This is a genomic window from Streptomyces sp. L7 (genome assembly GCF_050990935.1).
Lineage (GTDB): Bacteria > Actinomycetota > Actinomycetes > Actinomycetales > Microbacteriaceae > Leifsonia.
The window spans coordinates 3,443,002-3,457,067 of sequence record NZ_CP194644.1; the positions used below are offsets into that span (position 1 = coordinate 3,443,002).

Consider the following 14,066-nt stretch of genomic DNA (forward strand, 5'->3'; position numbering starts at 1 on the left):
AGGTTTCGGGCCGGTCAGCCGGTCAGCCGGCCTTCCGCGCCTTCTGCCGCGAGATACCGCGCGCGACCCACTCCAGCCGGCGCAGCGCCTCCCGGTTGCGGATCCACAGGATGGGATCGATGATCGGCGTCGGGATGCGGGCGGCGATCCCGGTCATCGCGTGCTCCTCCATCCGCACGAGGCAGCCGGAGCCGCGCGGCTGCACCTCGATGACGACGCGCTCGGTCCCCACCGGCCGCGTCTTCGCCTCCAGCACGAACCGCTTCGGCGCGTCCCACTCCTCGACGGTGGTCTCGTCGTTGAGGACGAACGGCCAGATGCCGATGGAGTGGTGCAGGCGGGAGCCCGGCTCAGGGAAATGGCCGTCGGCCCCGCGCAGCCGGGAGGCGCCGACGACCCAGGTCGGGAAGACCCACGGGTCGGCGAGGGCGGTGAAGACCTCTTCGGGCGTGCAGGCGAAACGGCGTACGTTGACCGACATCAGGCGATCTCCTCATCGATGAAACCAGTGGTCTGGTTGAAGCCGCTGGCCGGAGCGCCCGGCGGCGCCGCCGATTCCTCCGGAGCCAGCGAGGGCATCCGGGTCACCCCGAACTCGTGCCGGAGGGCGCTGCGCGCCGCGTAGTAGCCGGCCAGCCCGTGCACGCCCGGCCCCGGCACGGCGGACGACGAGGCGAGGTACAGCCCGCGGCCCGGCATCCGCCAGGGTTCGGTGGACAGCACGGGCCGCATGACGAGCTGGGAGAGGTCCGGCATCCCCGAGGAGATGTCGCCGCCGATATAGCTGGGGTTGTAGCCCTCCAGCGCGTGCGCGGTGCGGGTGGTCTTCGCGAGGATCAGGTCGCGGAACCCCGGGGCGAAGCGCTCGATCTGAGCGATGACGGCCTCGCTGCGATCCGACGTGGAGCCGCGCGGGACGTGCGTGTAGGCCCACAGCACGTGCCGGCCTGCCGGCGCGCGCGAGGGGTCGAAGAGCGTCGGCTGGGACAGGAGCACGTACGGGTCGTCGCTCTCGCGGCCGGCGGCCACCACGCGCTCGGAGCGCGCGATCGCGCCGCGCTCGCCGCCGAGGTGGACGGTCGCGGTCTCCAGCAACTCGGGATTCGTCCACGGCACTGGGCCGGACAGGGCGAAGTCGATCTTGAACACGCCGTTGCCGTCTCGGAAGTCGGCGACGCGACGCAGATAGTCGGGGGGCAGGAGGTCCTCGCCGAGCCGCGCGGCGATGGCGACGTGGGTGTCGAACAGGATGGCGCGCGCGTCGGGCAGTTCGCCGAGCGACTCGATCTCGGCGCCGGTGACGACCTCGCCGCCGTGCGCGCGGATGTCGTCGACCATCGCGTCCGCTATCGCCTGCGAGCCGCCGACCGGGATGGGCCAGCCGCGGGCGTGCGCGTACGTCGCCAGGGCGAGCCCCGCGGCGGACGCGGCGAGGCTCGGCAGCGGCAGGGTGGCGTGTGCGATCACGCCGGTGAGAAGGGCGCGCGCCTCCTGGGTGCGGAACGGAAGGTTCCACCACGGACCGCCCTGGGACAGCGCGGTGAGGCCGAAGCGCGCGGCGACGAGCGGGTTGCGCGGGAGCTGCAGGAGGGACGACCCGGTGAACTGCGCGACTGCGTCCGCGTTGCGCGCGAGAGGGCCGAGCAGGGCGCGCCAGGCGGGGCCGTCGGCGCCGAGAGCTGCGGCGGTGCGCTCCAGGTCGCGATAGGCGACGGCGACCTCCCCGCCGGGCAGCGGATGCCCGTAGGAGGCCGACGGAGTGATGAACGGCACGCGGTCCGCGAGCCCGAACCTCCGGAAGAATCCCGACGCGAACGCCAGAGGGTGCACTGCCGAGCAGATGTCGTGGCGGAAGCCCGGCAGGGTGATCTCCTCCGTCCGCACGCCGCCGCCCGGCGTCGCGTTCCGTTCGTAGACGTGGACGCTCAGCCCCGCCCGGGCGAGGGTGACGGCGGCCGCGAGCCCGTTGGGGCCGGACCCGATGACGATCGCGTCGACGGAGGACATGCCCCATGTATACCCCGGCCACCGCGGCCCGGGAGGGGGTTGCGGATCGGCAGCGTCCTCCCAGGCGGGATCCTGTATCGTTGGCAGGTCGGCTCTTGACACCGCGCCTTTTTGTCGCGCGGATGGGTTTGTAAGTCAAGTGGGCCGGTTCCGCAGCCAGACGGTGAGCGGATTCATCACGATGTGAACGGCCCCGGGCGATGTCTGCTGGGGATACCTCCGGTGCGCTTCAGCGTGCCGCCGCGCATTTCGCAACAACAACCCAGGAAGAATCACGCATGCCCCCGTACAAGAAGAACGCCGGACAGCAGGGCTCCGGCCGACCCGCGCAGCAGCACGCGCCGAAGGGCGCCGGCAGCCGTAGCCCGAAGCACCGCGGCTACCGCGACGAGGCACCCGAGGCAGGCAAGAAGAACCGCTGGACCGCCGACGACCGCGCCGCGCGCGGCCGGGACACCTACGGCACCCGCGGCGACGCCCGTGGCGCCGAGCGCGGTTCTGAGCGCGCCGGCCGTGGCGAGCGCCCGAACTGGGAGCCGCGCGGGAAGGACGCCCGCCGCACCGAGCGCGAGTGGGACAGCCGCGCCCACGCCGGCCGTCGCGAGGACGAGCGTCCGCGCCGGTTCGAGCGGGACGACCGCGCCCCGCGTCGCGAGTTCGACGACCGTCCGCGCCGTCAGTTCGACCGCGACGAGCGTGCTCCGCGCCGCGAGTTCGACGACCGTCCGCGCCGCAGCTTCGACCGCGACGACCGTGCCCCGCGCCGCGACTTCGATCGTGACGGCCGTGCGCCCCGTCGCGAGAACGACGAGCGTCCGCGCCGCTTCGACCGCGACGAGCGTCCGCGCCGGAGTTTCGACCGGGATGACCGCGCGCCGCGCCGCGACAACGACGACCGTCCGCGCCGCAGCTTCGACCGGGACGACCGCGCTCCCCGTCGTGACAACGACGACCGTCCGCGCCGCAGCTTCGACCGGGACGACCGCGCTCCCCGTCGTGACAACGACGACCGTCCGCGCCGCAGCTTCGACCGCGACGAGCGCGCCCCCCGCCGCGACTCCTCCTTCTACCCGTCCCGCGACGAGAAGCAGTCGTCCTCCCCGCAGGAGGATGTCGTTCTCGAGCGTCTGGAGGCCGAGGCGATCCAGGCCGCGGACGTGGAGGGCGTGACCTTCGCCGACCTGGGGCTGGGCGGCAACATCGTCCGCGCGCTGGCCGAGCTCGGCGCCGAGACGCCGTTCCCCATCCAGGCCGCCACCACCCCGGACGTGCTCGCCGGCAAGGACGTCCTCGGCCGCGGCCGCACCGGCTCCGGCAAGACGATCGCGTTCGCCGCCCCCATGGTCGAGCGCCTCATGCAGCTCTGGGCCGATTCCGGCAAGTCCGGCGGCAAGCGCCAGCTCGGCCGCGCCCCGCGGGCGCTCATCCTCGCGCCGACCCGCGAGCTCGCCCTCCAGATCGACCGCACCGTGCAGCCCATCGCGCGCAGCGTCGGCCTGTTCACCACGCAGATCTACGGCGGCGTGCCGCAGGGCCGCCAGGTCGGCGCCCTCCAGCGCGGCGTCGACATCGTGATCGGCACGCCCGGCCGCATCGAGGACCTCGTGGAGCAGGGCCGCCTCGACCTCAGCGAGGTCGTCGTCAGCGTCCTGGACGAGGCCGACCACATGTGCGACCTCGGCTTCCTGGAGCCGGTGCAGCGCATCCTGCGCCGCACATCCGAGGGCGGCCAGAAGCTGCTGTTCTCGGCGACCCTCGACAGCGGGGTGGCGCAGCTCGTGAACGAGTTCCTGGTGGACCCGACCGTGCACGAGGTCGCGGGCGAGGACCAGGCGTCCTCGACCATCGACCACCGCGTGCTGGTCATCGAGCACCGCGACAAGCCGGCCATCATCGAGCAGCTCGCGGACCGCGACGGCAAGACGCTGATCTTCGCCCGCACCCGCGCGTTCGCCGAGATGCTGGCCGACCAGCTGGATGACGCCGGCATCCCCGCCGTCAGCCTCCACGGCGACCTGAACCAGTCGCGCCGCACCCGCAACCTGGCCCAGCTCACCAGTGGCCGCGTGAGCGTGCTCGTCGCGACGGACGTCGCAGCCCGCGGGATCCACGTGGACGACATCGACCTGGTCATCCAGGCCGACGCGCCGGACGAGTACAAGACCTACCTGCACCGCTCGGGCCGCACCGGCCGCGCCGGCAAGCAGGGCACGGTCGTGACGCTCATCCCCCGTCAGCGTCAGCGCCGCATGAGCGAACTGCTGGACCGCGCCGAGATCGAGGCCGACTTCGTGCCGGCCGCCCCCGGCGACGACGTGGTGCTGACGCTCTCCCAGGTGTAACCACCCGCCGAGTACGCCCGAATTCAGGCGACAACCGCCGAGTACGCAGATCGTCTGCGTACTCGGCGGTTTGCGTCAGGGGGTCTCGGCGGCGAGTTGCTCGAGGGCGTGGCGGGCGACGGAGGCCATGCGGGGATTGTCGTCGGAGGAGGTGGCGAGGGCGCTGGCCATCGTGACCGCCCAGCCGCGCGCGCGGAGCCAGGTCGCGCGGTCGGGAGCGACCGGCAGCGCCGCGCGGAACCGCTCCCGCGCCTCCCCATCGAAGGTCAGCCACGCGGTCGCCAGGTCGGTCGCGGGGTCGCCCGAGGTGACGTCGCCGAAGTCGATGACCGCCGCGAGGCCGCCTTCCGGGGTGAGCAGCAGGTTGCCCGGGTGGAGGTCGCCGTGCAGCAGCAGCGGAGGCCCGTCCCACGCGGGCGCCGCGAGCGCCTCCCGCCACGCCTGCTCCAGCGCCGCGACCTCCATCCGCCCGGACAGGGACCGCAGTCTGGTCGCCACGACCTCCCGACGTGACGCCAGAGGGACCCCGCGCACCGGATTGCGTGGAGCGTCCGGCGCAGGCACGGCCAACTCGCCGACGAACTCCGCCAGCGCCTCGGCGACACCGGCCCGCTCCTCGGCACCGACCGACGCGCCGTCGACGCCGTCGATCCACTCGACGATGCTCCACGACCAGGGGAAGAGGTCGGACGGCAGTCCGACGCGGATCGGCGCGGGGACCCTCGCGCGCACGCGCGCGGCGATGCCGGGCAGTAGCTGCTGCTCGTGCTCGATCAGGTGCGCAGCGACCTCGCGCCGCGGGATGCGGACGGCGTACGCGTCGCCCAGCCGGTAGAGCTGGTTGTCCCACCCGTCGGACACGAGGCGCAACGGCCCGGCCAGGTCGGGATGCTGCGCGGCCACGAGCGCGGCGACGAGCGCGGCGTCGGTGGGGATGTCGGCAGGCGGGGTCAGCGGCACCGGAGCAGCCTAACCGCCAGGCCCGACCCCACGCACCGCCAACCCGCGCGCCGCGGTGACTCCAGCGGCCCACGGACTGCTCGTACGGGTCCCCGCGCCCCCGCATCCCGGCCACCTGCACACCTTGGCGCCGCGGCCGTCGCGCGGGGGCGGCAGCGCGTGTCGGACGACGTTGGCGCAGCATCCGACTCCTCTGGCGACGCGACCGCGCACCGTCGCTGCGTACCGATAGGAAAATGCGCAGCAAACTCGCGTACCGCCGCGAAATCGTGCTGAAGTCGTGTGTCAGCATTGGTGCGGAGGCCCCATGACTACCGACCCCGCCCGCATGCACAGCGTCACCGACGACACCACCGAACTCGTCGATCTCGTGCTCGACTACTCACGCCGGCGCATCCTCGCGACCGACACGCCCCTGGACAAGCCGCTGCCCGAGTCCGAGCTGCGCCGGCTGGCCGGCCGCACCGTCTCCGAGAACGGCATGGGCGCCGAGCGCGCGCTCGCCGTCTTCGAGCACGTCCTCGCGCCCGCGTGCATCACCACGGACCACCCGCGTTACCTGTCCTTCATCCCGACCGCGCCCACGAAGGCGGCGACGGCGTTCGACCTCGTCGTGTCCGCGAGCGCGGTCTACGGCGGGTCGTGGCTGGAGGGCTCCGGCGCCGTGTACGCCGAGAACCAGGTGCTGTCCTGGCTGGCTGGCGAGTTCGGCCTCCCGGCGACCGCGGGCGGCGTCTTCGTGCAGGGCGGTACCCTCGGCAACCTCTCCGCACTCGTGGCCGCCCGCGACCACGCCCGGACCGAGCGCGGCAACCCGCCGGGGCGCTGGATCATCGTCTGCAGCGCCGAAGCGCACTCCTCCGTCGCCTCGGCCGCGCGCGTCATGGACGTGGAGGTCGTGACGGTCTCGCCCGGCGAGTCGGGCGTCCTCACGGGCGACGCGGTCCGCCCGGCGCTGGCCGAGCACGGCGGCGCCGTGTTCGCGGTCGTCGCGACCGCAGGGTCAACGAACTTCGGGATCGTGGACGACATCGCCTCCATCGCCGCGCTGAAGGACGAGTTCGACTTCTGGCTGCATGTGGACGGCGCTTACGGTCTGGCCGGGATGCTGTCGCCGCTCGCCCGGCCGCGGTTCGCCGGCGTGGAGCGCGCCGACTCGCTCATCGTCGACCCGCACAAGTGGCTGTTCGCGCCGTTCGACGCCTGCGCGCTGCTCTACCGCGACCCGGAGCAGGGCCGCCGTGCGCACACGCAGCACGCGGAGTACCTGGACACGCTGACCGAGGCTACCGAGTGGAGCCCGTCCGACTACGCCGCGCACCTGACCCGTCGCGCCCGCGGCCTGCCGCTCTGGTTCTCGCTGGCCTCCCACGGCGCCGCCGCCTACCGGGACGCCGTCACGGCCTCACTGCTGCTCGCCCGCCGCATCGCGGACGAGATCGACCGCCGGGAGGGCTTCCACCTGGTGCGCCGGCCGCAGCTCTCCGTCGTGGTCTTCGAGCGGGAGGGCTGGAGCAAGGAGGATTACGCGCTCTGGTCGGCTCGCCTCCTGGACGAGCAGCGCGCCTTCGTCACGCCGAGCTCGCACGCCGGCCGGACGAACACGCGGTTCGCCATCCTCAACCCGTTGACGACGTTCGAGGACCTCGTGGAGATCCTGGATTCGATGGAGGGCTGAGCTTCGATGGAGGGCTGACGCCCGGACACGACGAAGCCCCCGCCGGTGGCGGGGGCTTCGTCGTGTCCGGGATCCGATCAGACGATGTCGTCGTCGATGCCGCGTCGGGTGACGCGGTCGCCGGTCACGGGGTCCACGGTGGAGCGTGTCGTCGCGATGGTGCGGCGACGGCGGGTCAGCAGGATGATCCCGATGATGATGCCGACAACGCCGGCGATCATCAGGATGTATCCGACCAGGTGGAGGTTGATCCAGTCGACTTGGATGTTGAGGGCGAACGCGAGGATCGCTCCGATCACGAACAGGACGATTCCGGTGCCCAGACTCATGGAGACCTCCCTTATACGCGTCGGCTGCCGGTCAGCAGCCGAACGAGCCAGACGATCACCGCGAGGACGAGCAGGATGATGCCGACCCAGAGCAGGAAGTTCAAGGACGACACGAAGCCGCCCGTGAGCAGCAGGATGACCGCGATGATGGCGATGATGATGAGCAGGATGTTCATGGAGGGGTTGTCCTTTCCTTGACGCGCTCCACGCAACAACTGTTTCGGTTGTCGAACAATCCCCTTGACGTCAGGACCTTTCAGGCCTATTCGCGTGTCGCTCCCCGCCGATCCCGTCCACTGTCCGGCGCATCCTCGTCAGGAAGCGGGTCACGGTACGCGCTTCCTCCTCGCTCAGCTCGGCCGCCTGGGCGGCGATCTGCTCCTGCGCGATCGTGAGCGGGCCGGTGTCGCCGAAGGCCGCGCGTGTCGGGACGAGGTCCACCGACCGACGGTCGGCGTCGTTCGTCCTGCGCTCGATGTAGCCGCCGCGGACGAGCCGGTCGATGAGCGCTGTGGTCGACGCGCTGGAGACACCGACATAGGTGCTGACGTCCTTGGCGGAGGTGCGGCGTCCCTCCGCCGCGTTGTCGAGGATCAGGCGCAGCGCGAGGAAGTCGTTCTCGCCGATGCCCATGGCCGCCCCGGTGCGCCGCCGCATCGCGGTCTCCGCCGCGCGATAGACCTGCAGCGCCTCGAGCACGCCGGTGTCAGGCGGGGGCTCTTCGGATCGCTCGGTCACTCTTGTCAGTCACGCCCCACCTCTGCGATCCCGCAACGGGATGCCGCCGAATTTTCGGCGGATTCACGGCATGCCCGAGAGCGCGTATGCTCGGGCAGTGCTTCCCGACACGCTCCTCCTCGATCGCTACGAGCTCCGCGATCGGCTCGGGCGCGGCGGGATGGGCACCGTCTACCGCGCGTTCGACCGTCAGCTGGGGCGCTTCGTCGCGGTCAAGGTGTTCGCCGCCGGGGAGGCCAGCGACGACGCCCGGCGCCGCGCGGAGGCCACGGCGCTCGCCCGGGTCTCGCATCCGAATCTCGTCACGCTGCTCGACGCGCACCTTTCGCCCGAGGGCGACCCCTCCCCGAGCTTCCTCGTCCTGGAGCTCGTGGATGGGGAGGACCTCCGTTCGCGTCTCGACCGCGGACCGGTGGCCGCCGAGGAGGCCGTGGCGATCGTCGAGGGCATCGCGGCGGCCCTGGTCGTCGTGCACGGCGCCGGGATGGTCCACCGCGACCTCAAGCCCGCGAACATCCTGCTCGGCGACTCCGGAGTGCCGGGCGGCATGCCGCACGCGAAGCTCGCCGACTTCGGGATCGCCCACCTCCTCGGCACCGAGCGGCTGACGACGGCCGGCACCATCATCGGCACCGCCGGCTACCTGAGCCCCGAGCAGGCGAGCGTCGCCGAGCCCGGGCCCGCGGCCGACATCTACGCGCTCGGCCTGGTGACGCTGGAGGCCCTCACCGGTGTGACGGAGTACCCCGGGACCCCGCTGGAGGCCGTGACGGCGCGCCTCGCCCGCGACCCGCGCATTCCCGAGTCGCTGCCGGAGGACTGGCGCGGCCTGCTCGGCGCGATGACCGCGCGCGACCCGCGGCTGCGCCCGACGGCGCTCGAGGTGGCGGTGCTGGCCAGGGAGCTCGCACCCCAGCTGGCCGGGTGGACCCTCCCGGCGCAGGAAGTACCGGGCGAGTTGGCGCCGACCGCCGCGATGCCCGCGGCCGAGCTGGGCGGGGGTGCGCTGGGCGGGGGTGCGCTGGGCGGGGGTGCGCCGGCGGCCGCCACGCAGCCCTCGCACAGGTGGGCGTACCGCGGCTTCGAGCGTGGTTCGCGGCGACGCCGGGTCATGGCAGGGGTCGTCGCGGGCGGAAGCGTCCTCCTCGTCGCTCTGGCGCTCAGTCTCGGCAGCGCGCTCGCCCCCGCCTTCACGGAGCCGACCCCGGCGGGGACCGAGGGGGCGACGCCCCGGCCGAGTCCGACGGTCACCGGCCCGGCGCAGACCGTCGCGCCCGTGGCGACGACCGTCCCGCAGACCGCGGTCCCTGCGCCGCCGGCTCCGGCCCAGAACCAGGGCACCGGTGGCAACGGGAACGGGCACAGCAAGGGCAACGGCCACGGGAAGGGCGGCGGCTGAGCGCGTCAGCCGGTCCGTGCTTCGCGGCCGAGGCTAACTCCGCCCCAGCCCCCGGTACTCCCACCCCGCGCCGACCCACGCCTCCGGATCGAGGACATTCCGCGCGTCGATGATGCGACGACCGGACACGAGGGTCGCCGTTCGTGCCGGGGCGAGCCCCGCGTACTCCCGCCATTCGGTGAGCAGGATCACCAGTTCCGCGCCCGTCAGCGCCTCGTCCGCGGACTCGACCGTCACCAGCTCGGGATCGCGGACACGGGCGTTCGCCGTCGCGTGCGGGTCGGCGGCCACCACCTCGGCTCCGGCCGCGCGCAGTGCGCTCGCGATCTCGAGCGCGGGGGAGTCGCGGACATCGTCCGAGTCGGGTTTGAATGCCAGGCCCAGCACCGCGACCCGTCGGCCGGTCGGGGCGGAGCCGAGCAGCTCCTCGGCCAGCTCGACGACGCGCGCTCGGCGGCGCAGGTTGATCTTGTCCATCTCGTCCAGGAACCGCACCGTCTCGGCGAGCCCGAGCTCGACGGCGCGCGCCTGGAACGCGCGGATGTCCTTCGGCAGGCAGCCGCCGCCGAAGCCGACGCCGGCGTTGAGGAAGCGCCGGCCGATCCGCGCGTCGTGACCGATCGCGTCCGCGAGCTGCGTCACATCGGCGCCGGTGGCCTCGGCGATCTCCGCCATCGCGTTGATGAACGAGATCTTCGTGGCCAGGAACGCGTTCGCCGCGACCTTCACCAGCTCCGCCGTCGCCCAGTCCGTCACGATGAGCGGGGTGCCATCGCGCAGCGGCTTCTCGTAGACCCGCGCGAGCGCGGCGGCCGCGGCGTCGTCCCGCGATCCGCCGGTGACTCCGAACACCAGCCTGTCCGGAGTCAGCGAGTCGGCGACCGCGTGCCCCTCCCGGAGGAACTCAGGGTTCCAGGCGAGCGTCACGCGCGGATCGCCCCCGTCGATGGTCGCCGAGAGCCGCTCGACAGTGCCGACCGGAACCGTCGACTTGCCGACCACGATGTCGCCGTCCTTGCCGTGCGCGAGCACCTGCGCGAACGCGGCATCCACGTACGAGAGGTCGGCTCCGACGCCGCCGGATACCTGCGGCGTGCCGACGGCGATGAAGTGGAGGTCCGCTGAGCCCAGAGCCGCGGGGTCGGTGCTGAAGCGGAGGCGTCCGCTGCCCAGCCCGGACAGCAGGAGCTCCTGCAGGCCCGGCTCGAAGAAGGGAGCTTCGCCCCGGGAGAGCTGCGCGACTTTCCGCGCGTCGACGTCGACGCCCACGACGTCGTGACCGAGCTCGGCCATCGCGGCAGCATGGACCGCCCCGAGGTAGCCGCAGCCGACAACAGAAAGTCTCACCAGGTCGTTTACTCCTTGCTGGGCCGGTGCGGCTGTGTGCGTGCGGCCGGTGCGGGCGCCACTCGATGTCAGGGGACGGCGCCCGCACCTCATTCGCCGCCGGAGGGGATGGGCAGCGGGCCTGCGCGTCGTTCCGATTGAACCTCGCGCTGTCTAAAATTCTGTGCTTTACGCGATGCATTGGCAAGCGAATCTGCTGAATTTCACCTGTTCGCCGGGCGGATCTCACCCACATCAGGCATTGCCCGGACGCTCCGTCACCTCGGCGTCGATCGGGTGAAAATGACACATGCGCCGTGTGGCCGCTATTATGTTACCTGCTGATGTGAGGTGAATGATGAGATGAAGAGACTGATGACGTGCGTGCGATCCTCCGCCACCTGGCCTTCCGCTCAGCGGTATTCGGCGTGAATGTGCTGCCAGCATCGCCTATGGCGCTCAGCGGGGGCGCGGACCGGGGGGCAAGGGGGTATTCATGACGATCCTGGGGGAACCGATGAACACGACGAGGGTGAATTCGAACCAGCCGCGCATCACGATCCGACGGGCAACCGGCTCGCTCTCAATCACATCGAGCCGAAGGAGTCAGGTATGACGATCACCAAGACATCCGACGCGTCGTCCGGTGACGGCCGTCTCGAGGGTGAGGTGCCACGGCTGCCGCGGCTCTCGCGCTACACGATCGATCGGCCGGCGCTGTCCGCACGTCTCGACCGCGCGCTGCGGGAACAGGCCACGGTCGTGCGGGCCCCGGCCGGCTACGGGAAGACGTCCCTCGTCCGCAAGTGGCTCGAGAGGCCGGGCGGCGCGACGCGGGTCGCCGCCGACTGGATCGACCTCGAGCTCGTCACCGGCGGGGTCCGGGGCTTCTGGGACGCCGTCCGCACCGAGTTCGACCCGCACGGGGACGACGACCGGTGGGACACCGACCCGGTCGCCGCAGCGCAGGACACCATCGCCGGGTGTCCCGGCACCGTCGTGCTCGTCCTCGACGGATACACGCGCGGCTGGGACGGTCTGCTGTCCGCCGAGCTGGTCCAGGTGCTCCGCCGGACGCCGAACCTGCACCTCATGGTGCTCACCCGAGCGCTCACCTCCTTCGAGTCTCCCGGCCTGGCGGCCGTTCTCGACCTGGTGGTCGTGCAGAACGACGACCTGGCCTTCGACCGGGCGGAGCTCGACCAGGTGGTGCGCGTGCTCGGCCTGGACGTCGAGCGACGCATCCTCGACCACGTGCTCCGGCAGAGCCGCGGCTGGCCGCTGGCCGCCCGCGCGATGGTCCGGATCTTCGACGACCCGCGCTCCGCGCTCGCCGAGCCCGTCGCCGTGCGCGCGCTCGAGGACATCACGGCGACGGTGGTCGCCGAGCTGCTCGCTGCGGCGCCGGTCGGCGACGACGGCCGTCTCGGCCTCCAGCGGGCGGCCGTCGCCCCGTACCTCTCGCCGCGCATCGTCGAGCGCATCAACGCGGACGAGGCGGAGGGCGACCCGCTCGCAGACGCCGAGGCCGCGGGCCTCGGCGTCTGGACGTATGCGCGCGGCCAGGGGCGCCTGGTCTACGAGCTGCTCGATCCGGTGCGCGTGGCGTTGCGTTCGCAGCTCGACGCGGAGTCGCCGGGCGAGAGCGAGCGGCTCGCCGGGGAACTCCTCGACGTGTTGGAGGCGAACGGGGACTCCGTCGCCGCGCTGCGTCAGGCGCTGCGGGCGAGCGACCTCGCCGCGGCCGAGACGATCATCGCCCGCAACTGGACCTCGTCGTTCACCGAGGACGCCGCGGACTACCTCGAGGTGCTCGGCGGGGTGGAGCTCGGCGCGATCCGGTCCTCGGCCATCCTGCTGACGGTCACGGGACTGCTCCGCGAGATCGCGGGAGGGGATGCGACAGGCGCGCTCGACTACTACCAGGCCGCAGCGGAGCCGCAGGCGCTGCGCGGCAGGCGGCCGGAGCCCGTGCGGCAGTACTGGACGGACCTCGCCAGCATGGTCGCCCTCCGCAAGGTCGGGCGGCTCGCGAACGCCGAGGACTTCCTCGGCCCGCTGTCGACACCGGACCCGGCCGTCTCCGTCCCGCCGATCGCGTGGCTCGAGATGGGCCTCACGCAGCTCCGTCTCGGCCGGGAGCTCGAGGCCGTGACCTCGTTCGAGCGCGCCGCGATCAGCGTCTCGGACGACCGGGACCTGTACGTGTTCGCGTCGGGGGCCGCCTCGCTCGCGCACGCCCTCCACGGCGAGCTGGACCGGGCGACGGCGGTCGCCCAGCGACTCGGCTCCCACCGCTACGGCGATCGGCCGCTCGCGCCGGCGGTCTTCGCGCCGCTGGTGATCGCGCAGCAGCTCATCTCGACAGAGCTGCACGCGTTCGCCGACACCGGAGGCGACGGCGAGGCGCCGGCCGACGAGGCCTCCGCGTGGCTGCCCGGCGCGGCCGTCGACGTCGGGGAGCTGCACAGCTACGCCGCCTACGCGGCCGCGCTGCACGCGCTCGCGGCCGGGGAGCTGGAGGAGGCCCAGCACGTCATCGACGGCGAACTGCTCAGCAAGGGCGCGCACACGCCGAGCAACACCGAGAGCGCCCGCTTCGTGGCCCTGAGCGCCGACCTGCTGATGTCGCAAGGCAACCTGGTCGCCGCGCAGAAGCTCATCAAGGCCTTCCCGGACGGCACCAACCGGCTGCGGCCGGTGTCGGCGCGCCTGCTGCTGATGTTCCGCGAGTACCGGAGCGCCCAGCTCCTGGCCGAGACCGTCCTGGCGGAGAGCCCCGGACCGCGCACCCGCGTGGAGACGCTGCTCGTCCAGGCGGAGGCGCTGTACCGGCTGAAGAGCGCGCGGGCGGCGACGATCCGGTTGAACGCGCGGCAGCTAGCCGAGGCCAACGGCCTCCTCACGCCGTTCGTGCTGACGATCGAAGGCCAGGTCGCCCCGCTGCCCACGGCCTCCACGGCGGGCTCCGGCGACATCGACGCGGCGCTGTCGCGGATCACGCCGCTCTTCTCGGAGGCGGCGATGGCCGCCCAGCTCACCCAACGCGAGCGGATCGTGCTCGACCGCCTCCAGTCGACCGCGAGCCTCGAGTACATCGCCCGCTCGCTGGTCGTCTCGATCAACACGGTGAAGACGCAGACGCGCAGCATCTACCGCAAGCTCGGCGCCAACTCGCGCGAGGAGGCGGTGCGGGTCGCGTACGACCTGGGGCTGCTGCGCCCGCGGCTGCCGATCGGGCGGAACCGCTACGAGGGCGACGACCGGATCGCCTGACCGGGCGTACG

At 72.3% G+C, this 14,066-nt stretch carries 11 protein-coding genes; 4 read left to right on the top strand and 7 right to left on the bottom strand.

Annotated elements, in window-relative coordinates; genetic code table 11:
- Positions 1-22: 22 nt before the first annotated feature.
- Both ACR5MH_RS17505 and ACR5MH_RS17510 read right to left on the bottom strand, forming a co-directional pair.
- Positions 23-481, bottom strand: coding sequence for an SRPBCC family protein (locus ACR5MH_RS17505; protein WP_431348350.1), 459 nt, complete (start codon positions 479-481; stop codon positions 23-25).
- Positions 481-2,007, bottom strand: a complete 1,527-nt coding sequence (locus tag ACR5MH_RS17510; protein WP_433861996.1) for a phytoene desaturase family protein — start codon at positions 2,005-2,007, stop codon at positions 481-483. Before ACR5MH_RS17510 ends, ACR5MH_RS17505 begins: the two co-directional genes overlap by 1 nt.
- A gap of 278 nt (positions 2,008-2,285) precedes the next feature.
- On the opposite strand from ACR5MH_RS17510, the gene ACR5MH_RS17515 reads away from it, so the two are divergent.
- Positions 2,286-4,349 carry a DEAD/DEAH box helicase gene (locus ACR5MH_RS17515; RefSeq protein WP_433861997.1) on the top strand — a complete coding sequence of 688 codons (2,064 nt, stop codon included), beginning with the start codon at positions 2,286-2,288 and terminating at the stop codon, positions 4,347-4,349.
- Positions 4,350-4,424: 75 nt separating this feature from the next.
- Here the strand turns inward: ACR5MH_RS17515 and ACR5MH_RS17520 are convergent, their stop codons facing one another.
- Positions 4,425-5,309: an aminoglycoside phosphotransferase family protein gene (locus tag ACR5MH_RS17520; protein WP_431348351.1), complete on the bottom strand. Its 885-nt coding sequence runs from the start codon at positions 5,307-5,309 to the stop codon at positions 4,425-4,427.
- A 307-nt stretch (positions 5,310-5,616) separates the two neighbouring features.
- Here ACR5MH_RS17520 and ACR5MH_RS17525 point away from each other — a divergent pair, with 307 nt between their 5' ends.
- Complete coding sequence (locus tag ACR5MH_RS17525) at positions 5,617-6,987, top strand: pyridoxal phosphate-dependent decarboxylase family protein (RefSeq protein ID WP_431348352.1); 1,371 nt, start codon at positions 5,617-5,619, stop codon at positions 6,985-6,987.
- A 77-nt stretch (positions 6,988-7,064) separates the two neighbouring features.
- Here the strand turns inward: ACR5MH_RS17525 and ACR5MH_RS17530 are convergent, their stop codons facing one another.
- The 3 genes from ACR5MH_RS17530 to ACR5MH_RS17540 form a co-directional block, all read right to left on the bottom strand.
- Complete coding sequence (locus tag ACR5MH_RS17530) at positions 7,065-7,316, bottom strand: DUF6458 family protein (RefSeq protein ID WP_431348353.1); 252 nt, start codon at positions 7,314-7,316, stop codon at positions 7,065-7,067.
- A gap of 11 nt (positions 7,317-7,327) precedes the next feature.
- Complete coding sequence (locus ACR5MH_RS17535; RefSeq protein ID WP_431348354.1) at positions 7,328-7,492, bottom strand: hypothetical protein; 165 nt, start codon at positions 7,490-7,492, stop codon at positions 7,328-7,330.
- 70 nt (positions 7,493-7,562) lie between these two features.
- Positions 7,563-8,054 (bottom strand): MarR family winged helix-turn-helix transcriptional regulator, encoded by a 492-nt coding sequence (locus tag ACR5MH_RS17540; RefSeq protein ID WP_431348355.1) that lies wholly within the window; start codon positions 8,052-8,054, stop codon positions 7,563-7,565.
- Positions 8,055-8,151: 97 nt separating this feature from the next.
- Here ACR5MH_RS17540 and ACR5MH_RS17545 point away from each other — a divergent pair, with 97 nt between their 5' ends.
- A complete protein-coding gene (locus ACR5MH_RS17545) occupies positions 8,152-9,453 on the top strand; it encodes a serine/threonine-protein kinase (RefSeq protein WP_431348356.1) in 1,302 nt (433 codons plus the stop codon).
- A 33-nt stretch (positions 9,454-9,486) separates the two neighbouring features.
- Here the strand turns inward: ACR5MH_RS17545 and ACR5MH_RS17550 are convergent, their stop codons facing one another.
- The gene (locus ACR5MH_RS17550; RefSeq protein ID WP_431348357.1) at positions 9,487-10,800 is read right to left on the bottom strand and encodes a UDP-glucose dehydrogenase family protein; all 1,314 of its coding nucleotides are present in this window, start codon (positions 10,798-10,800) and stop codon (positions 9,487-9,489) included.
- Between the two features lie 591 nt (positions 10,801-11,391).
- Between ACR5MH_RS17550 and ACR5MH_RS17555 the strand changes: the two genes are divergently transcribed.
- Complete coding sequence (locus ACR5MH_RS17555) at positions 11,392-14,055, top strand: LuxR C-terminal-related transcriptional regulator (RefSeq protein WP_431348358.1); 2,664 nt, start codon at positions 11,392-11,394, stop codon at positions 14,053-14,055.
- Positions 14,056-14,066 lie beyond the last annotated feature (11 nt).

What these genes read in the sequence shown, in the direction of transcription:
- ACR5MH_RS17505 (WP_431348350.1), bottom strand. Translation starts at nt 481, where the DNA reads ATGTCGGTCAACGTACGCCGTTTCGCCTGCACGCCCGAAGAGGTCTTC.
- ACR5MH_RS17510 (WP_433861996.1), bottom strand. Translation starts at nt 2,007, where the DNA reads ATGTCCTCCGTCGACGCGATCGTCATCGGGTCCGGCCCCAACGGGCTC.
- ACR5MH_RS17515 (WP_433861997.1), top strand. Translation starts at nt 2,286, where the DNA reads ATGCCCCCGTACAAGAAGAACGCCGGACAGCAGGGCTCCGGCCGACCC.
- ACR5MH_RS17525 (WP_431348352.1), top strand. Translation starts at nt 5,617, where the DNA reads ATGACTACCGACCCCGCCCGCATGCACAGCGTCACCGACGACACCACC.
- ACR5MH_RS17530 (WP_431348353.1), bottom strand. Translation starts at nt 7,316, where the DNA reads ATGAGTCTGGGCACCGGAATCGTCCTGTTCGTGATCGGAGCGATCCTC.
- ACR5MH_RS17535 (WP_431348354.1), bottom strand. Translation starts at nt 7,492, where the DNA reads ATGAACATCCTGCTCATCATCATCGCCATCATCGCGGTCATCCTGCTG.
- ACR5MH_RS17555 (WP_431348358.1), top strand. Translation starts at nt 11,392, where the DNA reads ATGACGATCACCAAGACATCCGACGCGTCGTCCGGTGACGGCCGTCTC.